General features: G+C 65.0%; 16 protein-coding genes. 6 read left to right on the top strand and 10 right to left on the bottom strand.

Annotated elements, in window-relative coordinates; all coding sequences use genetic code 11:
- Positions 1–94 precede the first annotated feature (94 nt).
- Positions 95–562 (top strand): Dps family protein, encoded by a 468-nt coding sequence (locus CIW53_RS02740; RefSeq protein ID WP_007512750.1) that lies wholly within the window; start codon positions 95–97, stop codon positions 560–562.
- An 83-nt stretch (positions 563–645) separates the two neighbouring features.
- Here CIW53_RS02740 and CIW53_RS02735 read toward each other — a convergent pair whose 3' ends face one another.
- From CIW53_RS02735 to CIW53_RS02710, 7 genes are all read right to left on the bottom strand, one after another.
- Positions 646–966, bottom strand: coding sequence for a hypothetical protein (locus CIW53_RS02735; RefSeq protein ID WP_149363156.1), 321 nt, complete (start codon positions 964–966; stop codon positions 646–648).
- 118 nt (positions 967–1,084) lie between these two features.
- Positions 1,085–3,751 carry a pitrilysin family protein gene (locus CIW53_RS02730; RefSeq protein WP_149363155.1) on the bottom strand — a complete coding sequence of 889 codons (2,667 nt, stop codon included), beginning with the start codon at positions 3,749–3,751 and terminating at the stop codon, positions 1,085–1,087.
- A gap of 795 nt (positions 3,752–4,546) precedes the next feature.
- The gene (locus tag CIW53_RS02725) at positions 4,547–4,747 is read right to left on the bottom strand and encodes a hypothetical protein (protein WP_149363154.1); all 201 of its coding nucleotides are present in this window, start codon (positions 4,745–4,747) and stop codon (positions 4,547–4,549) included.
- A 41-nt stretch (positions 4,748–4,788) separates the two neighbouring features.
- Positions 4,789–4,947 carry a class IIb bacteriocin, lactobin A/cerein 7B family gene (locus tag CIW53_RS02720; protein ID WP_149363153.1) on the bottom strand — a complete coding sequence of 53 codons (159 nt, stop codon included), beginning with the start codon at positions 4,945–4,947 and terminating at the stop codon, positions 4,789–4,791.
- Positions 4,948–4,959: 12 nt separating this feature from the next.
- Complete coding sequence (locus CIW53_RS17610; RefSeq protein WP_172969562.1) at positions 4,960–5,112, bottom strand: hypothetical protein; 153 nt, start codon at positions 5,110–5,112, stop codon at positions 4,960–4,962.
- A 56-nt stretch (positions 5,113–5,168) separates the two neighbouring features.
- A complete protein-coding gene (locus tag CIW53_RS02715; RefSeq protein WP_242451743.1) occupies positions 5,169–7,310 on the bottom strand; it encodes a peptidase domain-containing ABC transporter in 2,142 nt (713 codons plus the stop codon).
- The gene (locus CIW53_RS02710; protein ID WP_149363152.1) at positions 7,303–8,595 is read right to left on the bottom strand and encodes an HlyD family efflux transporter periplasmic adaptor subunit; all 1,293 of its coding nucleotides are present in this window, start codon (positions 8,593–8,595) and stop codon (positions 7,303–7,305) included. The genes CIW53_RS02715 and CIW53_RS02710 overlap by 8 nt, the downstream gene beginning before the upstream one ends.
- 560 nt (positions 8,596–9,155) lie before the next feature.
- Here CIW53_RS02710 and CIW53_RS02705 point away from each other — a divergent pair.
- The 3 genes from CIW53_RS02705 (at position 9,156) to CIW53_RS02695 (ending at position 17,482) form a co-directional block, all read left to right on the top strand.
- The gene (locus tag CIW53_RS02705) at positions 9,156–11,759 is read left to right on the top strand and encodes a glycosyltransferase (protein ID WP_149363151.1); all 2,604 of its coding nucleotides are present in this window, start codon (positions 9,156–9,158) and stop codon (positions 11,757–11,759) included.
- A 110-nt stretch (positions 11,760–11,869) separates the two neighbouring features.
- A complete protein-coding gene (locus CIW53_RS02700) occupies positions 11,870–13,642 on the top strand; it encodes an autotransporter assembly complex family protein (protein ID WP_149363150.1) in 1,773 nt (590 codons plus the stop codon).
- Between the two features lie 90 nt (positions 13,643–13,732).
- The gene (locus CIW53_RS02695; protein WP_149363149.1) at positions 13,733–17,482 is read left to right on the top strand and encodes a translocation/assembly module TamB domain-containing protein; all 3,750 of its coding nucleotides are present in this window, start codon (positions 13,733–13,735) and stop codon (positions 17,480–17,482) included.
- Between the two features lie 6 nt (positions 17,483–17,488).
- On the opposite strand, the gene CIW53_RS02690 is transcribed toward CIW53_RS02695, so the two are convergent.
- From CIW53_RS02690 to CIW53_RS02680, 3 genes are all read right to left on the bottom strand, one after another.
- On the bottom strand, positions 17,489–18,199 hold the full coding sequence (locus CIW53_RS02690; RefSeq protein ID WP_149363148.1) for an SDR family oxidoreductase: 711 nt from the start codon (positions 18,197–18,199) through the stop codon (positions 17,489–17,491).
- Positions 18,200–18,300: 101 nt separating this feature from the next.
- A complete protein-coding gene (locus CIW53_RS02685; protein ID WP_149363147.1) occupies positions 18,301–19,443 on the bottom strand; it encodes an HlyD family secretion protein in 1,143 nt (380 codons plus the stop codon).
- Positions 19,440–20,036 carry a TetR/AcrR family transcriptional regulator gene (locus CIW53_RS02680; RefSeq protein WP_149363146.1) on the bottom strand — a complete coding sequence of 199 codons (597 nt, stop codon included), beginning with the start codon at positions 20,034–20,036 and terminating at the stop codon, positions 19,440–19,442. Before CIW53_RS02680 ends, CIW53_RS02685 begins: the two co-directional genes overlap by 4 nt.
- 65 nt (positions 20,037–20,101) lie before the next feature.
- Between CIW53_RS02680 and CIW53_RS02675 the strand changes: the two genes are divergently transcribed.
- Together CIW53_RS02675 and CIW53_RS02670 are read left to right on the top strand one after the other, a co-directional pair.
- On the top strand, positions 20,102–21,697 hold the full coding sequence (locus tag CIW53_RS02675) for a DHA2 family efflux MFS transporter permease subunit (RefSeq protein ID WP_242451742.1): 1,596 nt from the start codon (positions 20,102–20,104) through the stop codon (positions 21,695–21,697).
- A gap of 91 nt (positions 21,698–21,788) precedes the next feature.
- Positions 21,789–23,840, top strand: coding sequence for a M13 family metallopeptidase (locus CIW53_RS02670; RefSeq protein WP_149363144.1), 2,052 nt, complete (start codon positions 21,789–21,791; stop codon positions 23,838–23,840).
- Positions 23,841–23,985 lie beyond the last annotated feature (145 nt).

The following is a 23,985-nucleotide window of genomic DNA, read 5'->3' as shown; positions in this document are numbered from 1 at the left end:
CGACCTATCGGCGGCATACGAAGGTTTCATTTCACCGCCGCCCATCGACCCGTTACTGTTGACCCATCGCATTCACCACCCGGAGGAGCAGCACATGGCCATTTCCATCGGCATCGCCAAGAAGGACCGCGAAGCGGTCGCCAAGCACCTGTCCAAGCTGCTGGCCGACACCTATTCGCTGTACCTGAAGACCCACAGCTTCCACTGGAACGTCACCGGCCCGCAGTTCAACAGCCTGCACCTGATGTTCGAGACCCAGTACAACGAGCTGTGGCTGGCCGCCGACGAAGTGGCCGAGCGCATCCGCACCCTGGACGTGTTCGCGCCCGGCTCCTACAGTCAGTTCGCCAAGCTCAGCTCGATCAAGGAAGAATCCGGCGTTCCGGAATGGAAGGACATGGTGGGCCAGCTGGTCGAAGGCCACGAGGTCGCCGCCGCCACCGCCCGCGACGTGCTCAAGGCCGCCAATGGGGCTGGCGACGACGGCACCGCCGACATGGTCACCGGCCGGCTGATGGCGCACGAGAAGACGGCTTGGATGTTGCGTTCGTTGCTCAAGTGAGCGCGAACCACATGACGAAGAAGGCCCGCCATTCGGCGGGCCTTCTTCGTTGAAGGTTGCGACATACGAGGCTGTCGCGAAGGTCAGGCCTCTGATTGTTCTGCGTCAGGCACAGGTTTCGCGGCATGCTCCCTTGCCGATGCGACGATGGTGCCGTGCTTCAGGAATCTCACCGAGACGATCCCGGCAACGATCAGAACCAGGCAAGCCACGTGCACCACAACACGTTCCCACCGATGCGCGAACTGCAGCAAGGCCGGCAACAGCAAGGCTGCAAACCAACACGATGCCGGCAGCCAATGCCTGAAATACGTCTCACGGGTTTGCTCGGAAATGATGCGTTCGGCAACGCGCCACGGCAGGCCGTACTGCTTTTGGAGTTTCTTGACGGTAATGTATTCCATGCCAACCTTCGTCCCATGTCCAGGCCCGCCCTGACCGTTCTCGCAGGCATAGGCGGAAAACCTGACCTCGCGCGATGAAAAGGCTGCACGGCGGAACCGTGCAGCCTTTTCTGTTCCATCATCCCTTCGGTGCCGGCCCCTTCACTGCCGTGACGAACGCATCCGGCCGGATGTGTTTCGCATACGCCTGCTGCACGTCCTTCGCGCCGAGCTTGAGATAGTGCTGGCCGGCAATGGTCATCGCATCCAGCGGCTTGCCTTCCATCGACAGGCTCAACAGTTGCCCGCCGATCGCGCGGAAGCTGGATTCGCCGAGCGGGATCTGGCGCAACAGGATGCCCTTGGCGCGCTTGAGGTCGCTGTCGGACACCGGTGCGCGCTGCATCTGCTTCAGGTCCTGCACCACGATGGCGCTGGCCGCGGCGACCTTGTCCGGGTCCGAGCCGAACGACACCGTATACGTGCCGCGATGCTTGTCCAGATCGAACTTGGTGCCGACGTTGTAGACCAGCCCGCGGGTGTCGCGCAGGTCGTGGTACAGGCGCGATGCGTAGAAGCCGCCGCCGAGTACCTGATCGCCGAGATAGAGCGCATAACGCGCCGGATCGTTGCGGGTGACGTCGATGGTCTGCGACATCTGCACGCTGTCCTGGCTGGCGCTGGCATCGGGCACGTTGAACTGGCCGGACTTGTTCGGCGGCACCGCGGCGTAATCGACGTCGGGCTTCGCGCCTGTCGCCTTCCACCCGCCGAACGCCTGCTCCACCACCTGCCTTGCCTGCGCCGGATCCACCTTGCCGACGATGACGATGGCGGTCATGTCGGGGCGGAACGCCTGCGCGTAATAGCCCTTCACCTTGTCCAGCGTCAGCGCGTTCACGCCTTGCGGTGTGGCATGACGCAGTTCCGGGTCATTCGCCGGCAGCAGCGCCTTTTCCAGGCCCAGCTCGGTGAGGAACCCGGGCGATTGCAGTTGGCCGGCCACGATGCCGGCCATCTGGTGCTGCACCACCGCGAACGCCCGCGCCGGTAACGCCGGATGCAACTCGTTGTCGGCCAGCAGGGCGATGCCATCGGCAAAATGAGCGGCCGGCACCGACAGCGAGAAGCGGGAACCGGCCGATTCCTGCGCGCTGATCGCATCCAGCGCCTGCTGCAGTTGCAGCCGGTTGAGGCTGGCGGTGCCGAACGGAAACAGGCCGTCGAGCACGTCGGCCACACCTTCTTCGCCCTTGGCCGCCTGCAAGTCCTGGTTGGTCTTGATCTTGCCGAACACTTCCACCGTGTCGCTGATCGACTCCGGCTGCACGATCAAGGTGATGCCGTTGGACAAGGTGTACGACACCGGCTTCAGCGTGGACCGCGGCACCTCGAGCTTGGCGAACGCCTGCTCGGCCCACGCCGGCAATGTCACCGGCTTGTCCGGGCTGGAGGCAAAACTCTCGGCACCACCGAAACCCTTGCCGGCCACCGGCTTGCCCGAACTCTCCGGGGTGAGGATCGCGGTCACCGCGTGTGCCGGATCGAACGTGGCCCTGGCCAACGCATTGACCGCTGCCGGTGTCACCGCCTCGATCGCCTGTTTCATCGCATCGGGCGAGTCCAGCCCCTGGAACGCCAACGCCTGCGACCATGCGTTGGCCAGCCCGTCGACCGAGTTTTTCTTGAACTCCAGTTCGGCGATCGCCTTGCGCTTGGCCGCTTCCACCAGCGCCGGGTCGATACCCTTGCTGGCCGCTTCGGCCAGGATCGACTGCATCTTCGCCAGAACCGGCTGCGGGTCGCCGCCCTTCGGGAAAATGCCCACGGCCATGCCGAAACCCGCCTGCGGCATCAGGTTGGCGCCGAACGTGCCGAACAGCGCGGTACCGTCCATGCCCATGCCGAACAAGGCCGCCCGCTGCGAGGCCAGCGCACTGCCCAGCACCAGCCCGGCGGCATAATCCTTCGACTGTGTTCCCGGCATGCGGTAGCCCAGATAGACCGAACCATACGGGCTGTCGGTGGGCAGCTTGATCGTCTTCGCCTGCACCGGCTTGAACGCAAACGCCGGTCGCGGCGGCAACGTCGCGCGCGCGATGTCGCCGAATTCGCTCTTCACCTTCGCCAGCGTGGCGGCCGGATCGACGTCGCCGGCAATCACCAGGATCGCGTTGTTCGGCGCATACCAGGTGTCGTGGAACGACTTCAGCATCGTCGCCGTGGTCTTGTCGAACGAGGCGCGTGTGCCCAGCGCCGTGTGCGCATAGGGCGTGCCCTCGAACAGCTGTGCCTGCAACTGCTCGTAGAACTTGTAGGACGGATTGGACAGGTCGCGCGACACCTCCTGCTCGATCGCGCCACGCTCCTTCGCCCACGCCGCCTCGTCCATGTTCACGCCGCGCATGCGCAGGCTTTGTACATGCAGCGCCACGTCCAGATCCTGCGACGGCGCGACGAAGTAATACTGGGTCACGCCCTGCGTGGTATCGGCATTGAACGCGCCGCCCATGTTGGCCGCGATCGCCGCCAGCTGATCCTTCGACAGCCCCGGGCTGCCGCGAAACATCATGTGCTCCACCGCATGCGCAGTACCCGGAAACGCCGCCGGCACTTCATCGGACCCGGCCAGATAGTTCATCTCCGTGGTGACCACGGGGGCCAGCGCGTCGCGCACGATCACCACGCGCAGGCCGTTGTCGAGGGTGGCGCGGGTGACATCGGCGTCGCGGGCCTTTGCTATCGCGACAGAAGCCATCAGGGCCAGGGAGATCGCCGCGGTCAGTTGTACTACTCGTTGCTTCATCAGCGTTGTCCATGTCCGGTCTTGCGGGAAAGAGAGCGGAAACTCACGTCCACGGTGAAACAGCCGACGGCGTGCGTAGTTTCCTGGTTGTCTGATTCATATGGCAAAAACAAGTATCCCTGGCAGAGCCAGGGGATTTCCTCGGGTATTCAGCAAAATCGTGCAGAAAGTGCTGGGAGGAAGGACGGGGCCGCCCGGGGTGCCGGGGAAGCCTGGAGGAAGGTGGTCGGGATTACCCAACACAGGAACCCACCAAGGCAACCCTTCGTTGGAGGTGCCTGACGCGCCACCAGCAACGGCCTTCACGTCATCCGCATTGATGATTTTCACTACCTGCTACTTCTGCAAAGGCGAGGAAAGACCGCCTCAACAACGGCACGACCCAGTCGAACAATTAATTACGGCTCGCCCTATAAATAACACGCAAAACAGGCTGCAAAACACGATTCCCGATGCGTTCATACGCAAAAACAGAGGACCGTCCAACAGCGATACTCCGACCCCGATTTCCAGTCAACAATTTTTTTGGCTGAGCGTCGTCACTAATCAGGACCGGCCATGGGTGGCAGCTCGTTCGACTGCAGCACGGGGAGCTGCCGAGCATCAATGTGCCCGCAACCGATCATTGGTAGCTGAAACGATCGCAGATCCACCGCACCGTGGTGGTCGCTTGGCTGCGCGCTGACGCCAACAAAAAACCGTGGTGAAAACCAAACCAACTGGCGTGGTGCATCTATGAACCACGCCAGCGGCCTTAGTCAACGGCTACCGGTGCTCCTAGAGCGACCGGAAAAGTCAGTGCGTCACATTATAGGCGAACTTGCCGATTGACTCACCCGCACTTTCGGCCAAGGTGTATACCGTGAGGCCTGCAATGGCCACAGCAGCTACCCCCAGGAAAACCGCCCCAATGACCCCTCCGGAAACCTCTTGAATTTCGCCGTCGTTCAATTCAATAAGCGAACCATGATTTGCCAGCACAATTCCTGCGCTCATGAAACCCCCTTTTTAGTTTGTTCAGCAATAGTGAGCATTACTTACTTTTTCGCCGCATCGTGCTCGGCTGCTTTATAGCCGTTGTAGATGCCCACGGCCAATCCGACAAGTGCAATTCCACCAACAATAATGCCAGCGACAACCAAACCAGCAATACCGCCATTAACCTCTTCCAGTTCGCGTTCCTGAAGGACTTGCATTTCGAGCTCCTTTTAATGAGATAAGTAATACAACGCTCGCCCAATACTCGTTCCTGCGTACGCGGCCATGGCAAACACAACCAACGAAGCAAGCACGATCACTGCCACGCGAACGGCAAACGGGCTATTTGCCAGCGCGCTTTCAACACAAGCCAAGGCTTTCATTACAGCTCCTTGTAGTTCTCAGAGAAAATAACCGCATCAGGTGGAACAAAGCGCACCTATAGCGACCCGCGAGCGACTTCGTCGAGGCAGATAGTCCTGCCCGCAGAATCTATCGTTTCCGAGCGATGCGCGATCACGACTCTGGTAAGATTTAAACCTCCTATGGCTAGGTTTACCTCACGCTCTTTTGCCATGTCCAAGTGACTAGTTGCCTCGTCAAGCAGCAATAGCAAAGGCTTCCGATATAGTGCCCTCGCGAGAATCACCCGTTGCTTTTGTCCGCCGGATAGACTGGATCCCATGTCGCCCACCAAACTTTGATAACCCATCGGCATCGCCATGATGTCCGCGTGTATTTGTGCCAGTTGAGAGACAACCAGCATCCGCTCCAAATCCTGAGCGGTATCGAAAAAACTGATGTTGTCTGCGATCGTCCCTGCGAAAAGCTGGTCGCTCTGCATTACCGACGCGACAAGCTGGCGGTAATAATCCAAACCCAACTTTCGGATGTCGATTCCGCCGAACTTCACCACGCCCTCGGTGGGCTCGAGCAAACCCAGGGCGATCTTTGCCAGCGTGCTCTTGCCGCAACCGCTAGGCCCAGTGATTGCGACTGACTCCCCGGCTTCGACCTTAAGATTGCAGTTTTTGAGTATCCAAGGCTCGTTCTCCGCGTAACGGAAGCTGACGTTGCACAGTTCGATGCTAGCTTCGGGAATCGGGCCGTTCCACGCCGTTTCCGCACGTTGTTCCGGCGAGGTCAGCGCGATATCCGCCACTCGCTCCGCATGCAGCTTCAGCATGCTGAAGTCCACCCACTTATCGATCAATGCAGCGGCGCGACTGATAAATTGATCGGCGTAAGCGATGAAGGCGATCAGCGCACCGGCCGTGAATCTGTTCTCGAGTGCCAGCGTGGCGGCAATCCAGATCATCACCACCCGGCCGATACCGAACAGCAACTGATTGCTAAGCGTGAAAGCTATGCTCAAACGCTGGATGCCGATCCCGCGATTGATGGTGGAGACAGTCGCATTTGCGTAGCGGGACAGCCGCTCGTCTTGCTTGTTGGCCAGCTTGATTGGCATGGCGCCACGGATGGATTCCAGGAGTTCGCTTTGCTGGCGCGCACCACAGACGATCTGTTCCTCGTTCGCCTGGCGCAGCGGATTGAAGAATGCCCAGCGAATCAGTCCGTAGGCCAAGAACAGGCCGACGACCAGCGCGGTGAGCCAAAGGCTGTAGAAGCCCATCACCACTAAAGTCACCAGTGACATCAGGCCATCGAGTAGCGAGCCGATGAACTGTGTGGTGAGGGTTTGCTGGATGGTATGGATGGAGCCGAAGCGCGACACCACATCACCCACGTGTCGCTTTTCGAACCAGTCCAGCGGCAGTTGCATCAGGTGGCCGAACAGGTTGCTGGCCCATTGCACATTGAGGGTGGCGCCCAGCCAGGTGACCGCCCACGAACGCGCCGCCGTGACCAGCGCGGAGAACACCGCGATGCCGATGAAGCCCAAGCCGAGCAAACTCAGCAGGTCGTGATCGGCCGAGACCATCACCTGGTCAAGCACCCATTGCAGGTAGAACGGTGCGGCCAGCGCAAAGACTTCCAGCGCCAAGGCGAGCAACAGGATCTGTGCCAGCGCTGGCACCAAGCCACGCACGCGGCCGGTAAGCGCACGCAGCGACACCGCCTGGCGTTCGCTCACCGGAGCAAAATCCGCCGACGGAGAGAGCTCCAGCGCCACACCGGTGAAATGCTCGGAAACTTCCTTCCAACTCAGCTTGCGTATGCCGTACGCAGGATCGTGGACAACGATGCGCCGCTTGCCGACCCGTTTGAGCACCACGAAATGATTGAGATCCCAGTGCAGCAGGCACGGCGTCTTGAGCTGGCGCAAGTTGTCCATGTCCAGCTTGAGTGGGCGACAGGTGAAGCCGAGCTGGCCCGCCATCGCCATCACCCGTGCCAGGGTGACGCCCTTCAACGAGGTGGAAAATTTGCGGCGCAAACCGGCCAGGTCGACATCGTGACCGTGATAGCTCGCGACCATCGCCAGGCATGCCAGACCACACTCGGCGGCCTCGGTCTGCAGCATCATCGGCAGGCTGCGCGACCAGCCGAACTGGAGCGCAACGTGATGGCCACGCATGGGCCTGGCGCCCTGCTTGATCGGTGTTCCGTCAGCCATGCGCCGCCTCTCCCGCCAGGTGGTGGGCCATGCCGTACAACGGCTCGAACACCCATTCGATCAAGCGTCGCCTTTCCATCAGGATGTCGGCTTCCAGCGCCATGCCGGGTTTCACCGACTCGGGTTTGCCGTAGGCCAGCACGTGCTGGCTGTCCAGTTTCACCTGGACGCGGTACAGCGGCTCCTGCTGCTGTGATTGCTGTCCCATCAACGCCGCGATGTCCGGTGGCCTGAGCGCACTGCGCGAGATCTCCGTGACCTCGCCGTACTGCTGCCCGAATTTCTGGTACGGAAACGCCTGATAGCGAAGCACCACCCGGCTGCCCGGCTCGATGAAACCGATGGCCCGGCTGGGTACCAGCAGCTGCGCCTGCAAAATCGACCCGGCGGGCAGGATCGACAGCAACGGCTGGCCTGCACCGACCATCTGACCTTCTTTCAGCAACACGGTGGAAACCACACCGTCACGCGGTGCACGCAACACCACGGCGCGCTGCATTTCGTTCTGCGCCATCGATTGGGTCAGCGAGGCGAGCTGGCGCTCGGTATCGTTGCGCTTGCCGGCGTCGTCCAGCGGCAGTTGCGCCAGTTGTTGTTCGGTGGCATCGAGTTGCTGACGGGTATCGAGTTGCTGGCGAACCAGGGTCTTGTACTGTGCCTGCGCGTCCAGCACGGCCGCTTCCTGCTGCTGGATCTGCACCGCCGAGACAAAACCCTTGGCGGCCAGCGGCCTGATTTTTTCCAGCATCTGCTGGTTGCTGGTGACCTGCTGCTGCTGGATCGCCAGCTGGCCGGCGATCTGGGTGAGCTGCGAACGCAGCAGTACGATTTTGCCCTGGAGCGCGTCGGCTTGCTGCTTCGACAATTTTTTCTGGTTGAGCAGGTCGGCCTGCAGGCGGGATCGCTGGATATCCAGTTGCTGCCCGACCAGCGCGTGGGTGTCGCCCAGTGCCGCACTGTCCTGTTCGCTCGAAAGCTCGAGCAATACATCGCCGGCCTTGACGGCCTGACCATCGCGCACGTGAAGACCAGTGATGGTGCCCGCGCTGGGCGCGGCGAGATTGAGCAGACCGGCGCTTGGCACCAGCTGCCCAAATACGGTTTCACGACGGGTGTAGTGACCAAAGAAGAGGAACAGCAGGATGGTGGCGGCCAGTGCGAGTGTCAGCGCCGTCAGCAGCCAGCGCGACAGCGGTGCGGCCACGATGATCGAACCCAACCATTCACCGCGCTTCGCGTCGATGACTTCCTGACGAAACAAACCTTGCGACAAAACGTAATCCATCCCTGGGCAAATCGACTGCGCTACCGGAGGACTGCGATGCGCTCATCGTCCCGATAGAAGACCGGCGGCACTATCCGGACTGAGCTGCCGTGAGTCCATAGGACATTTTCGTAATTGGCGACCATCCGCAAGAACTTGTTTGTGGAATATGCGGCCAGCGCCACAATCAAACGGCGACATGCACTCGCCGATTCGCGATATATGGCCAGACGAACACGCATCGGCTCCACCAGAACTTTCCGGGAAGAACGGCTGCTGACACACGCTTCAGTTCCTGCGCCGGACGACCCGCAAGATCCGGCATGTCGAAAAATGCACCGGGCCAAAGGCAGCGGGCCGCCGCACGCCCTGACCTGGCTCTCCCCCTCAAAAGTGCCCTGGCGAGTCGAGGCCTCGGCGACTTGCCGTCATGCCCGCTGCGCGGCTGCCACCCCGGCATCGAGGGGGCCTCTGGCTCGGCATCCCACCCACCGGAAGGGGATTTATTGGCCGTTGGCCTCACATTCGTTAAGCTTCTGCGGCTTTACCGCCTGTTGCGCAGGCTTCCGCCGGGGAATTTTTTGAGCGCCACTGCAGCAAATCACGACAGCCGATTCCCCTTGCTCACCGCCATCGTGCTTGCGCTGGTCGTGGCGGCGATGAATATCGGGCTGTGGTGGTGGGGCAACCTGCCGCATGGCCCGGATGACTGGCACGGCAAGATCGGCGGCTTCGCGTTTTCCTCGTTCCAGCGCTATCAGGACCCGATCAAGCAGGATTACCCCAGCGACGCCGAGATCGACCGCGATCTCAAGCTGGTCGCGCGCTATTCCGACCGCATCCGCACGTATTCGATGCTGGTCAACCCGCAAACCTACCGGCTGGCCGCGAAGGACGGCCTGAAGGTGATGGCTGGCGCCGAGATCGGGCGGCGCATGGAGAACAACGAGAAGGAGATCGAGGCGCTGATCGCCAAGGCGCGCGAGTACCCCGACACCATCACCCGCGTCATCGTCGGCAACGAGGTGCTGTTCCGCAACGACCTCACGCCGCAGCAGATGATGGCCTACCTCGACCGCGTGCGTGCCGCCGTGCACCAGCCGGTGTCGATCGCCGAGCCGGAATACATCTGGCTGAAATATCCCGAACTGGCCGATCACGTCGACTTCATCACGATCCACATCTTCCCGTTCTGGAACGGCATACCGGTCGCCAACGGGGTGGCGCTGGACGCGGCGCTGGGCTCGTACCAGCAGCTGCAGCAGCGTTTTCCGTACAAACACGTCGTGGTCGGCGAAATCGGCTGGCCGTCAAATGGCGATCGTCATGAGCACGCCGATCCGTCCATTTCGAACGAGGCGATCTTCATCCGCGAATGGTTGCTGGCAGCGAAGCAGCGCCACATCGACTACTACCTGATGGAAGCGTTCGACCAGCCGTGGAAGGAACAGCTGTCGGGTCGCACCGAGGCGTACTGGGGCATCTTCAACGCCGATCGCCAGCTGAAGTTCCCGTTCACCGGGCCGGTGACCGAGGACACCGGCTGGCCGTGGAAGGCGCTGGCGGCGAGCCTGCTGGCGCTGTTGCCGATGATCCTGTTCGCACGGCGTTTCAGCCGTTTCAAGCTGATGGGGCGGCTGTTCTTCTGCATGCTGATCCAGCTCGCCTGCGGCCTGCTGACGTGGTCGGCCACGTTGCCGTTCAACTTCTACCTGAGCTGGATCGACTGGACCATGCTCACGCTGCTGTTCCCGGCGCAGATCGCGATCCTGGCGATCCTGCTGATCAACGGCTTCGAGTTCACCGAGGTGCTGTGGCGGCGCGAGTGGAGACGCCACGCGAGCATGTTGACGCCCGATCCGCCGGACCGGCAGCCGTTCGTGTCGATCCATCTGGCCTGCTACAACGAGCCGCCGGAGATGGTGATCATCACGCTCGATTCGCTGGCGGCACTGGACTACGCCAACTACGAAGTGCTGGTGATCGACAACAACACGAAGGACCCGGCCGTGTGGCAGCCGGTGCAGGAATACTGCGAGAAGCTCGGCAAGCGCTTCCGCTTCTTCCATCTGGAGCCGTGGCCCGGCTACAAGGCCGGCGCGCTGAACTTCGGCCTGAAGGAAACCGACCCGCAGGCCGATGTGGTGGCGGTGATCGACGCCGACTACGAGGTGCGTTCGGACTGGCTGGCCACGCTCACCGGCTATTTCCATGACCCGAAGGTGGCCGTGGTGCAGTGCCCGCAGGCGCATCGCGAGTTCGAGCACAACGCGTTCCGGCGGATGACCGCGTGGGAATACGACGGCTTCTTCCGCATCGGCATGCATCACCGCAACGAGCGCAACGCGATCATCCAGCACGGCACCATGACCATGGTACGGCGCACCGCACTGGAAGGCACCGGCGGCTGGTCCGAGTGGACGATCTGCGAGGACGCCGAGCTCGGCCTGCGCCTGATGCACTCCGGCTACGACCTGGTCTATGTCGACGAGCTGATGGGCAAGGGCCTGACCCCGGCCGACTTCAAGGCGTACAAGAGCCAGCGCTATCGCTGGGCGTTCGGCGCGATGCAGATCCTCAAGGGTCGCTGGGACTGGATGACCAAGGCCGGGCCGCTGTCGGCCGGCCAGCGCTTCCACTTCCTCACTGGCTGGTTCAGCTGGTTTGCCGATGCGCTGCACCTGATCTTCACCCTGATGGCGATCTTCTGGACCGCCGGCATGGTCGCGTATCCGCAGTATTTCAGCCTGCCGATGCAGCTGTTCCTGATCCCCGTGATCGGCTTCTTCTTCGCCAAGGCGATCTTCGGCATCGTGCTGTATCGCGCCCGCGTGCCGTGCAGCTGGCGCGACACGCTGATGGCATCGCTCGCCAGCATGGGCCTGTCGCATGCGATCGCCCGCGGCATCCTGCACGGCCTGACCCGCGAGAAGACCTCGTTCGTGGTCACCGCCAAGAGCCGGCGCCTGGGCGGCAGCAACTTCGCCGCCTTCGCGCCGGTGCGCGAGGAAGGGCTGATGGCGATCGCGCTGGCACTGTGCATCTTCGGCATGGCCGAATTCTTCGGCACGCGATACATCGAAGGCACCCTGTGGATTTTCATCCTCGCCGCGCAGTCGATCCCGTACGTGTCGGCGGTGATCGGCGCGTGGATTGCGCACACGGCGGGTGACAAGGCGGGCTGATGCGGCGTTGCTTCTTTCGGCCGGATCCCGGGAATTCATGCGAAGCGAACTTCGACTTGGGTAAGCTCCCCCACTCCCCCTGAGTGGTCGGCCAAGGACAAAACCGAAGCATGCGCCGAATCCCCCGACGCCTGAGCCTGTTGCCTTTAGTCGTGCTGCTGGCATCGCCGGCCCATGCCGGCGTGCAACTGGCGGTGGATGGAGTCGGGGATCCACTGAAGAGCGCCGTGGTTTCCGCGGCCGAACTGTCGCAATACGCGAAGCGCGAAGTCAGCGACGCACAGATGCGCCGGCTGTATGAGCGCGCGCCCGCGCAGGTGAAAACGGCGCTGCAACCGTATGGCTACTACGACGCCACGGTCACCGGCGACCTGCAGAAGGTCGGCAAGGACTGGAGGGTAACGCTGCACGTCACGCCCGGTGAGCCGATCAAGGTCACCGCCGTCGACGTCCAACTGGACGAGGCGGCCGACGCGCTCGCCCCGGTTCGCCGCGCCGAACGCGCGATCACCCGGATGAAGGGAAAGACGCTCGATCATGGCGCCTACGACGCCGCGCGCGACGCGTTGAGCGCCCAGCTCACCGCCAACGGCTTCCTTGATGCGCGGCTGGTCACCCACCGGGTCGAAGTGACCCGCGCCAACCACAGCGCGGCGATCAAGCTGGCCTGGCAGGCCGGCCCGCGCTACCGCTACGGCCAGGTTCACTTCGACGGTTCGCAGTTCAACGAGGGCTTCCTCGATCGCTACGTGCCGTTCAAGTCCGGCGACTACTTCTCGCAGGAGCAGTTGCTGGAACTGCAGCAGGCATTGAACGGCGCGGATTATTTCGCGGTGGTCAACGTGATGCCGGACGTGGACAAGGCGAAGGACGGCGTGGTCGACGTCACCGTGCAGCTGGCGCCGGCCAAGCGCACGATCTACACCGGCGGGCCGTTCATCGGCACCGACACCGGTTTCGGCGTGCGCGGCGGGATGGAGCGGCGCTGGGTGAACCGGCGCGGGCACAAGTGGAAGAACGAGCTGGTGGTGGCGCAGAAGCTGAAGACGCTGTCCACGCTGTACTCGATCCCGATGCCCGGCGACAACCAGCGCAGCTACAACGCGGGCGCGAACTTCCGCGACGCCGACACCGCCACTTCGCAATCGCGCACGCTGGAACTGGTCGGCAACGAAACGCGCCAGTGGCACGGCTGGACCCGCGCGCTGGGCGTGCACGCGCTGTCCGGCACCTTCACCGTCGGCAAGCGCGGCAACGAGCCGGACAACACGCCCGGCATCGAGCACGGCCGCAGCACGCTGGTGTTCGGCGAGGCCGCGCTCACGCGCAAGAAGGCCGACAACCCCGACTTCGTGGGTCGCGGCTGGTCGATCACCTTGGCCGCCCGCAGCACCGCCGGCAATCTGCTGTCCGATGCCAGCTTCAGCCAGATGACCGCCGACGCGAAGTGGATCCGTGCGTTTGGCGCGCACAACCGCAACCGGCTGATCCTGCGCGGCAGCGCTGGCATCACCTGGACCAACGACTTCGCCGCATTGCCGCCGCAACTGCGCTTCTTTGCCGGCGGCGACCGCTCGGTGCGCGGCTACGGCTACCAGTCGATCGGGCCGCGCAACAGCGACGATCGCGTGATCGGCGGCAAGAACCTGCTGGTCGCCAGCACCGAGGTCGAGCATTACTTCACCCGCAACTGGGGCATGGCCGCTTTCGTCGATGCCGGCAACGCATTCAGCGGCACCGACTACCGCCCGACGATCGGCGCCGGCCTCGGCCTGCGCTGGCGTTCGCCGGTGGGCATGATCCGCGTCGACCTGGGCACGCCGATCCACGACGACCGCGCGCATGGCATCCAGCTGCACCTCGTGATCGGGCCGGATCTGTGATGGAAATCTGCATGACCGGCTGCAGGGATTCGGCGTTGCTCGGGAGAACCATCCTGGCCGACGCAAACGCAAGCGGAGCAAGCTGACAGCATGAAGTGGTTCAAGCGCATCGCCATCGCATTCGCCGCGCTGCTGCTGATCGCGGCGGCGCTGCTGTGGTGGCTGCTTGGTACCGGTGCCGGCCTGCGGTTCGCGCTGGCGCGGGCGCAAGCCGCCACCGATGGCGCGTTGCACGTGCAGCAGGCGCGCGGCCGGCTGATCGGCCCGCTGCAACTGGCCGGTATTCGCTACGACGACGGCAAGGGTATCGTGGCCACCGTGGCGACGGCGCAACTGGACCTGCGCTTCTGGCCGCTGCTGGCCAAACGCGTGCACGTGCTCGCGCTGAACGTGGACGGCGTCCAGGTGGCCCTGCCGAAAACGGACGAGACGGCCTCCTCCGGCCACGGCAACTTCTCGCTGCAGCCGCCGGTCGAGCTGATCCTCGATCGCGTGCACGTGGGCACGGTGAAAGTGACCCGGGACAGCCAGCCGCTGTTCGCCTCAAGCCGGCTCGACCTGGCCGGCAGCTGGACCCGCCGCGGCATCGAACTGCGCCAGCTCGACCTGCAGGCGCCCGATGGCCACGCCGAGCTCGCCGGCAAACTGGCGCTGGGCACGCCCTACCGGGGCAACGGCAAGGCGGTCTTCGCCTGGAAGGTCGGCGACACCGACTATGCCGGCGACCTCGCCGCGCACAGCGACGGCAGCACGGCGCACCTCGACCTCAAGCTCACCGCGCCGGCACCGATGCAACTGCAGTTGGATCTGACCCCGCGCGGCGACTACGCCTGGACCGGCAAGCTCGACACGCCGCGCTTCGACCCCAGGCCCCTCCTCGGCGGCAGCTCGCTGAAAGCCCTGGCGATCGCCGTGCGGGGCCACGGCGACCGCTACGGCGGCACGCTCGACGGCCGGCTCGACCTCAACGATTACCACTTGCTGCTGCAGCCGCTGCGCGCGCGGTTCAGCCACGACTACGCCACGCTCGACCTGCAGCAGCTCAAGCTGAGCTCGACGCAGATCAAGGGCAGCGTAGTCGCCAGCGGCACCGTGCAGCTCGCCGCCAGGCCGTTCAGCGCCGCACTGGATATCCGCTGGAACGATCTGCTGCTGCCGGCGGACCTGGCCGGCCAGGACCTGGCCAGCCACGGTCAGCTCAAGGCCAGCGGCAGCGTCGATGCCTACCACGCCGAAGGTGACATCGACATCGGCCCACCCGGCAAGCTGGCGAAACTGGCGCTGAACCTCGACGGCACGCCGCGACAGCTCATCCTGCACACGCTCGCGCTGAAGCAGCCGCAAGGCGGCCTGCAGGCCAACGGTACGCTGACCTTTGCACCGGACCTGGCCTGGCAGGCCGAGGCCAAGGCCCGCAAGTTCGATCCCGGCCAGTTGTTCGCCGGCTGGAATGGCGCGCTGGATTTCGACATCGCAAGCCAGGGCAGCCTGCCGCGGAACGGCCCGGATGCCACCCTGGAAATCCGCCAGCTGGCGGGCAAGCTGCGCGATCGTGCGGTCAGCGGCAGCGGCAAGTTGCACCTGTCATCCAATGAAGTGGTCGATGGCAAGCTCGATCTCGCCTCGGGCGGCAGCACGGTGAAGCTGGTGGCCCGCCCCGGCAGCAGCAACGATGCCGACCTGCAATTGGCCATCGCGTCCCTGGGCGACTGGCTACCGGATGCGAGTGGCCGTCTGGACGGCCATTTCAATATCCGCGGCAGGCAGCCGAAGCTCAGCGTCAACGGCCAGTTGCACGGACAGGCATTGGCCTGGCAGCAGCAGAAGGCCGATACGCTGCGGCTGATCGTCGGCATCCCCGACATCAGCCACCCGGCCGGCAAGCTGGATCTGCAGACTGGCAACGTGTATCTGCAGGGCTTGCTGTTCCAGCACATCAACCTGTTGGCAGAAGGCAGCCAGGGCGACCATCAGGTGCGCGTGGATGCCCGTGGCAGCCAGCTCTCCGGCGAACTCGCCCTGCACGGTGCGTTGAAGGGATCGACGTGGAACGGCACGCTGTCCACGCTCAACCTGGAGCCGCAGGGCATGCCCGGCTGGCGCCTGCTGCAGCCTGCGCAGCTGAGCTACAACGACGGCGCGATGAGCCTGTCCGAGCTGTGCCTGAGCGCCGGCGAGCCGCAACTGTGCGTGGCCGCGAAACAGGACAAGCCGGGCAACCTCGACGCCAGCTACCGGCTGAAGGCGCTGCCGCTGGCGCTGCTGCTGAACGCCACCGGCAATGCCGACCTGCCGATGCGCGCCGAGGGCGTCATCGAAGGCAGCGGCAAGATCCGCCGCAGCGCCGCAGGTGCGCTCAGCGGCAACGCCTCGATCAAATCCGCGAAAGGCACGATCAGCTACACCGATCACGCCGACGAACCGCTGCTGCGCTACGACCAGTTGCGCGTGGACGCCGACCTCTCGCCGACCAGCCAGCGCATCGTGGCGCATGGCGGGCTCGATGACAGCGGCCGCATCGACGGCCAGGTCACGATCAGCGGTGCGCAGCAGACGCTGGGCGGACAACTCGATCTGCGCCTGGACAATCTGGCCTTCGTCGAGCTGTTCAGCAGTGAGGTGGCCAGCGTCAAAGGCGGTGTCGACGGCAGCTTCCGATTCGGCGGCACACTGAAACAGCCAGCCGTCACCGGCCGGGCCGACGTGCGCGGCTTTTCCGCCGAGGTGCCGTCGGCCGGACTCACGCTGAGCCAGGGCCAGCTCACGGTCAGCACCACCGACGCGCGGCAATTCCTGATCCAGGGCAGCGTTCAATCGGGCAAGGGCAGCCTGGCGATCAGCGGCCACGCCGACATCGGTGCCGATGCGCAAACGCAACTCACGCTCAAGGGCAGCCAGTTCACCGCCGCCGACATACCCGCCGCCAGGGTGGTGATCTCGCCCGACCTGACCGTGAAACAGGATGCCAGCGGCATCGCCATCGGCGGCGCGCTGAGCATCGACTCCGCCGACGTGAATGCCGAGAAGCTGCCCGGCGCCGGTGCCACCCGGGCATCGCCCGACGTGGTGGTGGTCGACGAGAAGCAGCAGCAGGAAGCCGCCAGGAAACTGCCGATCAGCGCCGAGGTGAAAGTGGATCTCGGACACAAGACGCATGTCGTCGGCATGGGCCTGGACGGCCGCGTCAGCGGACTATTGACGGTGACCGAACGCCCTGGCCGCGCCACCACCGGCCGGGGCCAGCTCACCGTCGACGGCACCTACAAGGCCTACGGCCAGAACCTGCAGATCCAGCGCGGCCAGCTGCTGTTCGCCAGCACGCCGATCGACAACCCGGGGCTGAACATCCGCGCGGTGCGCAAGCTCAACCCGAATGCCACCATCGACGAAGGCCAGGAAGTCGGCCTGTTGGTCTCCGGCACCGCGCAGCGACCGATCCTCACCGTGTTTTCCAACCCGGTGATGGAGCAGTCCGACGCGCTGTCCTACCTGGTCACCGGCAAGCCGCTGTCGCAGGTCAAGGGTGGCGAAGGCGACATGGTCGGTGCCGCCGCGCAGGCGCTCGGCTCGGCCGCCGGCGACCTGCTGGCCAAGAGCATCGGTTCGAAGCTGGGCGTGGACGACATCGGCGTGTCCAGCAACGAGGCGCTCGGCGGCAGCTCCGCGTTCACCGTGGGCAAGTACCTCTCGCCGCGGCTGTACCTCAGCTACGGCGTGGGGTTGTTCGAGCCGGGCGAGGTGATCACCCTGCGCTACCGGCTCAGCAAGCGCTGGAACTTCGAGGCGCAACAGGCCACCGACTTCAGCCGCGCCAGCCTCAACTACCGCATCGAGAAGTAGCGCCGTTCAACCCGGCACGCCGCCCAGGTACAGCGACGGCGAGGCGCCGAAACCGGCCTTGACGTACCGGGCCGTGTCGTCGGCCAGCACTTCCGGCGCGCCCGCCTCGATGCCGGCAAGCACGGCCTGCGCGATGTCCTCGGGGCGCGACTTGGGACCTTCGACATCCTTCACCATGTCGGTGTCGATGTAGCCGGCGTGCACCCCGACCACCAGCGTGCCCTGCCCGCGCAACTCGTTGCGCAGGCCGTTGGTCAACGCCCACGCCGCCGCCTTGGACACCGAGTACGCCGAACTGCCTGGCAGGCTGGCCCAGCTCAGGGCCGAAAGCATGTTGACCAGCGCCCCGCCGCCGTTCGCGCCCAGCACGGGTGCGAAGGCGCGGCTCGTCGCGAGCACGCCATGAAGATTGGTGTCGAGCACCTCGCGCAGCGCATCCTCGCCGCGTGCGCCAAGCAGCGGCTCGCCGCCGATGACGCCCGCGTTGTTGATCAGCAGATTCACATCGGCGCACTGCGCCACCACGGCGGCGATGTTGCCGGCGTCGTTGACGTCCAGCTTCACCGGCACCAGTCCCTTCAGCACAGGCACGGAGGCGGGATCGCGTGCGCCCGCATAGACCTTGCTTGCGCCGGCGGCCAGCAGTGCCCTGGCATAGGCGAGACCGAGACCGCGGTTGGCACCGGTGACGAATGCGGTGCTGCCCTGGATTTTCATGGTTGATACCTCGTGAGAGTGGGATGGAGATGCTGAAGGTGCCTTCGACCGGCAAAGCCGTTTCTGGCGCGTGATGCCGGCTTGCCGACGACGTGCTGCGCTCAGCGCGCTGCCTGCGCGGAAGGCGGCGTGTTCAATTGCACGGTGACCGTGCTGGAAAGCCCCGGACGCAAGCGCGCCAAGGCCGCCTGATCGGCGTCGAAGCGGATGCGTACCGGCACCCGCTGCACGATCTTGGTGAAGTTGCCGGTGCCCGGCTCGAACGGCAGCAGCGAGAACTGCGAGCCGGAACCGGGTGCGAAACTCTCGACGTGGCCGTGCAGGGTTTGTCCGGGCAGCGCATCCACCTCGACGCTGGCGGACTGGCCGGCGACCATGCGCGCGGTCTGGGTTTCCTTGAAGTTGGCGATCACGTACAGCGCATCCAGCGGCACCACGGTGAGCAGGCGCGTGCCCGGTTGCACGTAGTCGCCCGGTTCGACCTGGCGATCGCCGACCACGCCGTCGATCGGCGCGCGCACCAGGGTGTTGGCCTGATCCTGCCTGGCCAGGTCGAGCGCGGCCTGCGCGCTGGCCACCGTCGCCTCTGCCTGCGCCAGGTTGGCCTGCAGGGTCAGCCGCTTGGCGTGCGTCACCGCGGCCTGATTGCGGCTGACCGCGAACTCGGCGCGGCTGTGCTCGGCATTCGCCTGCGCGGTGACGGCGGCGGTGCGGTACTGCTCGGCATCGCGGCGCGCCACCGCACCGCTGGCGATCAACGCGTCGAAGCGCCGGCGGTCGGCATCGGCCAGGGCCTGCTGCGCATCGGCCGAACGGATGGAGGTCTGCGCCGCGTGTACGTTGGAGGCGGCCAGCGCCTCTTCCGCATCCAGCGCAGCGAGTGCGGCCTGTACCGCCGCCACGCTGGAGCGCGCGTCCTGCAGTCCGGCCATGGCCGAGGCCACGCGCGCGTCAAACTCTTCCGCGTCGATGCGCAGCAGCGGATCGCCGCGATGCACGCGCTGGTTGTGCTGCACCAGCACGTCGGCCACCAGGCCGCGCACCTTCGGCGCCACCACCGAACTGTCGGCCTGCAGGTAGGCATTGTCGGTGGACACGCTGCGCCCGGGCGCGGCGATCCACAACGCGCCGCCGACCGCGACCAGCAGTGCCACCACCGCGACGAACACTGGTCGGCGCGACCACGATGCACGTGGTGCCGCAGGCACGTCGAGGGGAACGCTCGGGCTACCGTCGGCGCTCATGGCTGCCGCGCCTCAAGTCCGAGCCGCTGCTTCAACTGCTTGCGTGAGGCAGCGAGAATTGCGTCGGAGCGCTTCGCGTCCGGCTCGATGCGCGACAGCGAGAGCGCGCCGATCAGCTCGGCGATCATCGAGCGCGCCTCAACCTCGGCCGCCGCATGACCCAGCGCGGCGAGCTGCTCGCCCAGCCGCGCGGTGCTGCGTTGCACGCCGTCGGCGAACTGCTCGCGAGCCGGCTCGGACAGGCGCGGCAGGTCCGAGGCCAGCGCTGCCATCGGGCAACCGAAGCCGCGGGCGTCGCGATGCTTCTTCGACAGGTAAAAGTCGATGTACGCCACCAGGCCGTCGGCCGGGCCGCGTTCGGCGGTCTCGCGCTCCCAGCGGGCGCGCGCTTCCTCGAACATCTGCCCGATCGCCGCGGCGACCAGTTCGTCCTTGGACTTGAAGTGGGCGTAGAAGCCGCCGTGGGTGAGCCCCGCCTCGGCCATCACGCCGGCCACCGCGACGCGGTCCGGGCCGTCGGCACGGATCGCCTTCGCCGCAGCCTGCAGCACCATGGCGCGGGTCTTCTGCTTGTGCTCGGTGTCGTAGCGCATGACGGTCTCGCTTTTTAATATGATGATCATCATACTATGATTTGCCGACGATGCAAGAGCCTCCCGTGAACGCCCTTACCGCCACCCCGCAAACCACCATCATCGCCCCCGCCGACCTGCCGCTGCCGCGCAAATTCCTGATCTTCGGCGTGATGGCGTTCGGCATGTTCATGGCGCTGATCGACATCCAGATCGTGGCCGCCTCGCTCAACGAGATCCAGGCCGGGCTGTCGGCCGGCCCGGACGAGATCAGCTGGGTGCAGACCGGCTACCTGATGGCGGAACTGGTGATGATCCCGTTCGCCGCGTTCCTGGCGCAGGCGCTGTCGACGCGCTGGCTGTACGCGCTGTCGGCCGGACTGTTCACCCTGGCCAGTGCGCTGTGCGGAATGGCCTGGGACATCCACTCGATGACGCTGTTCCGGGTGATCCAGGGCTTCGTCGGCGGCGCGATGGTGCCGACCGTGTTCGCCACCGGCTTCGCGCTGTTCAGCGGCCCGCAGCGCGCGCTGATCCCGGCGATCCTCGGCATGGTCTCGGTGCTGGCACCGACGCTGGGGCCGACCGTGGGCGGCTGGCTCACCGAGGTGGTCGGCTGGCGCTCGATCTTCTACATCAACATCGTGCCGGGCATCGCCGTGACCGTGCTGTCGATCCTGCTGGTCAAGGTCGACCGGCCGAACCTGGCGATGCTGAAGAAGATCGACTACGTGCATCTGGTCGCGATGGCGATGTTCCTGGGTGGCCTGGAATACGTGCTGGAGGAATGCCCGCGCCACGAATGGCTGGGCGACCCGACCATCGCCACCGCGGCATGGCTGTCGCTGGTCGGCTTCGCGCTGTTCCTGGAGCGCTCGCTGCGCTCGGCGGGGCCGATCGTCAGGCTGTCGCCGTTCCGCCATTCCAGTTTCGTGTTCGCCTGCATCTTCAGCCTGGTGATCGGCTTCGGGCTGTATGCGTCGACCTACCTGGTACCGGTGTTCCTCGGCCGCGTGCGCGGCTACAACAGCCTGCAGATCGGCACCACGGTATTCGTCACCGGCATCGCGCAGATCCTCAGCACGGTGGTGGCGGCACGGCTGTCGCAACGGGTCGACGCGCGCTGGACGATCAGCGCCGGCCTGCTGCTGTTCGCCGCCAGCCTGTGGCTGTTCTCGGCGATGACGCCGCAGTGGGGTTTCGCCGCGCTGTTCTGGCCACAGGCGCTGCGCGGCTTCGCGACGATGCTGTGCATCGTGCCCAGCGTGAACATGGCGCTGAATGGTTTCGCCGCGGCCGAGCTGCGCTACGCCTCGGGCCTGTTCAACCTGATGCGCAACCTCGGCGGCGCAATCGGCATCGCGGTGGTCAATACCTGGCTGATGGATGGGACGCGCATCCACGCCGCCCGCTTCGGCGAAAGCCTGGGCGAGGCCGGCCGCAACGCGCCCGAGGTGGTGGCGCAGCTGGCTGCGCGGATCGGCCAGTTCACCAGCGATTCCGCACACGCGTTGCTGATGGCACAAGGCGAACTGGGCCAGCTGGTATCGCGTGCCGCGACGACGCTGGCATTCGACGACGTGTTTCGGTTGATGGCGTGGATGTTCATCGTGGCCCTGTTGCTGGTGCCGTTTTGTCGCATGCCGGCGCAAGTCGCGCCGGTCAGCGTGGAGACGCACTGAATGCCTGGCCCGCATGGCCCATAAGTCATGCCCTCAAGCGCCGGGCGGCGGGCTATGGTGGAACATTCCTTTCAGCGGAGGCGACACGATCATGCAACGCATGCGATGGATCCTGACGGCAATGGTGGCGTGCACTCCCGCCGCCTGGGCGGCCACGCCGACCAGCCAGCCGATCGGCATCGACCTGGCCGGCGTCGACCACGGCGTGAAGCCGGGCGACGACTTCTTCCGCTACGCCAACGGCAGCTGGCTGAAGACGGCGCAGATCCCCGCCGACCGCTCCAGCACCGGCACCTTCCTCAAGGTGTTCGAGCAGGCCGAGAAGGACACCGCCGAGCTGATCCGCAATGCCGGCGCCAGCCATCCCGCCGCCGGCAGCAACGCGCACAAGATCGCCGACTACTACGCCGCCTGGATGGACACCGCCGCGATCGAGCAGCACGGCCTGGCCCCGCTCAAGCCGCAGCTGGCGCAGATCGACGCGATCGCCTCGCGCGACGACCTGGCCCGCGTGCTGGGCAGCCGCCTGCGCGCCGACGTCGACCCGATCAACGCCACCAACTTCCACACCGAACACCTGTTCGGCCTGTTCGTGACACAGGGGCTGGAAGATCCTTCGCACCACATCGCCTACCTGATGCAGGGCGGCCTCGGCATGCCCAGCCGCGATTATTACCTGTCCAGCGATCCGCACATGGTCGAGGCCCGTGCCAAGTACCGGACCTACGTCACCGCGCTGCTGAAGCAGGCCGGCATCGCCGATGCCGCAGGCAAGACAAGCGCCATCCTCGACCTGGAGACGAAGATCGCCAAGGCGCAGGAAAGCCTGCTCGACAGCCAGGACGTGCACAAGGCCAACAACCTGTGGCGGATGGCCGACTTCGCGCACAAGGCGCCCGGCCTCGACTGGGCGGCCTACCTCAAGGCTGCCGGGCTGGACGGCCAATCGCAATTCGACGTCTGGCAGCCCTCCGCCGTCACCGGGCTGTCCGCGCTGACCGCCAGCGAGCCGCTGCAGGCCTGGAAGGACCTGCTCGTCTTCCACACCATCGACCACAGCGCCGACCTGCTGCCCAAGGCCTACGCCGACCTCAGCTTCGATTTCCATGGTCGTACCCTGCAGGGCACGCCCGAGCAGCAGCCGCGCTGGAAACGTGCCGTCGGCGCCACCAATGTCGGCCTCGGCGACGCGGTGGGCCAGCTCTACGTGCGGAAATATTTCCCGGCCTCGTCCAAGGCCGCCGTGCAGCAACTGGTGAAGAACCTCATCGCCGCGTTCAACGACCGCATCGACACGCTGGCCTGGATGACCCCCGCCACCCGCGGGAAAGCCAAGGCCAAGCTGGCCACGTTGCGCGTCAGCGTCGGCTATCCGGAAACCTGGCGCGACTACGCCACGCTGGACATCCGCGCCGACGATCCGCTGGGCAACCGGCTGCGTGCCGAAAAGTTCGAGTACGAACATCAGCGCGCCAAGCTCGGCCAGCCGGTGGACAAGGGCGAGTGGTGGATGACTCCGCAAACTGTCAACGCGGTGAACCTGCCGTTGCAGAACGCGCTCAATTTCCCCGCCGCGATCCTGCAGCCGCCGTTCTTCGATCCGCACGCGGACGCGGCCGCCAACTACGGTTCGATCGGCGCGATCATCGGCCACGAAATCAGCCACAGCTTCGACAACCTCGGTGCCGAGTTCGATGCCGAAGGCCGCCTCGCCAACTGGTGGACGCCGGACGACTTGGCGCACTTCAAGGCCGCCAGCCAGCAACTGGCGAAGCAGTTCGACCAGTACGAGGTATTGCCTGGCCTGCACGTCAGCGGCGAGCAGACCCTCGGCGAGGACATCGCCGACGTCTCCGGCCTCACCATCGCCTACCTCGCCTACCACAAGTCGCTCGGCGACAAGCCGGCCCCGGTAATCGACGGCTTGAGCGGCGACCAGCGCTTCTTCCTCGCCTTCGGCCAGGCCTGGCGCAGCAAGATCCGCGACGCCGCCCTGCGCCAGCGCCTCAACACCGACGTGCACGCGCCCGCCAGCGTCCGCGCCCAGACCGTGCGCAATCTCGACGCGTGGTATCCCGCGTTCGACGTGAAGCCGGGCGAGAAGCTGTACCTGGCACCGAAGGATCGGGTGAAGATCTGGTAGGGCTTGCAGGCGCTGGCAAAGCGAAGGGCCGCACGCGAGTGCGGCCCTTTTTTTTGAATTGACATGATTGTCGAATGCCCAGGTTGGCGGCGGCGACTTGGCGCTCGAAGTGCACATCGAAGTGCGTCCGCCCGGATCGTGTTCG

It is taken from the genome of Rhodanobacter sp. T12-5 (assembly GCF_008329435.1).
In the GTDB taxonomy this organism is placed as follows: Bacteria; Pseudomonadota; Gammaproteobacteria; order Xanthomonadales; family Rhodanobacteraceae; genus Rhodanobacter.
The sequence above is the reverse complement of the archived record's forward strand: the minus strand, read 5'-3'. Positions and strand labels throughout refer to the sequence as shown.

Coding starts and splice junctions, on each gene's coding strand:
- CIW53_RS02740 (WP_007512750.1), top strand. CDS start 95: ATGGCCATTTCCATCGGCATCGCCAAGAAGGACCGCGAAGCGGTCGCC.
- CIW53_RS02735 (WP_149363156.1), bottom strand. CDS start 966: ATGGAATACATTACCGTCAAGAAACTCCAAAAGCAGTACGGCCTGCCG.
- CIW53_RS02730 (WP_149363155.1), bottom strand. CDS start 3,751: ATGAAGCAACGAGTAGTACAACTGACCGCGGCGATCTCCCTGGCCCTG.
- CIW53_RS02725 (WP_149363154.1), bottom strand. CDS start 4,747: ATGAGCGCAGGAATTGTGCTGGCAAATCATGGTTCGCTTATTGAATTG.
- CIW53_RS02720 (WP_149363153.1), bottom strand. CDS start 4,947: ATGCAAGTCCTTCAGGAACGCGAACTGGAAGAGGTTAATGGCGGTATT.
- CIW53_RS17610 (WP_172969562.1), bottom strand. CDS start 5,112: ATGAAAGCCTTGGCTTGTGTTGAAAGCGCGCTGGCAAATAGCCCGTTT.
- CIW53_RS02715 (WP_242451743.1), bottom strand. CDS start 7,310: ATGGCTGACGGAACACCGATCAAGCAGGGCGCCAGGCCCATGCGTGGC.
- CIW53_RS02710 (WP_149363152.1), bottom strand. CDS start 8,595: ATGGATTACGTTTTGTCGCAAGGTTTGTTTCGTCAGGAAGTCATCGAC.
- CIW53_RS02700 (WP_149363150.1), top strand. CDS start 11,870: ATGCGCCGAATCCCCCGACGCCTGAGCCTGTTGCCTTTAGTCGTGCTG.
- CIW53_RS02695 (WP_149363149.1), top strand. CDS start 13,733: ATGAAGTGGTTCAAGCGCATCGCCATCGCATTCGCCGCGCTGCTGCTG.
- CIW53_RS02690 (WP_149363148.1), bottom strand. CDS start 18,199: ATGAAAATCCAGGGCAGCACCGCATTCGTCACCGGTGCCAACCGCGGT.
- CIW53_RS02685 (WP_149363147.1), bottom strand. CDS start 19,443: ATGAGCGCCGACGGTAGCCCGAGCGTTCCCCTCGACGTGCCTGCGGCA.
- CIW53_RS02680 (WP_149363146.1), bottom strand. CDS start 20,036: ATGCGCTACGACACCGAGCACAAGCAGAAGACCCGCGCCATGGTGCTG.
- CIW53_RS02670 (WP_149363144.1), top strand. CDS start 21,789: ATGCAACGCATGCGATGGATCCTGACGGCAATGGTGGCGTGCACTCCC.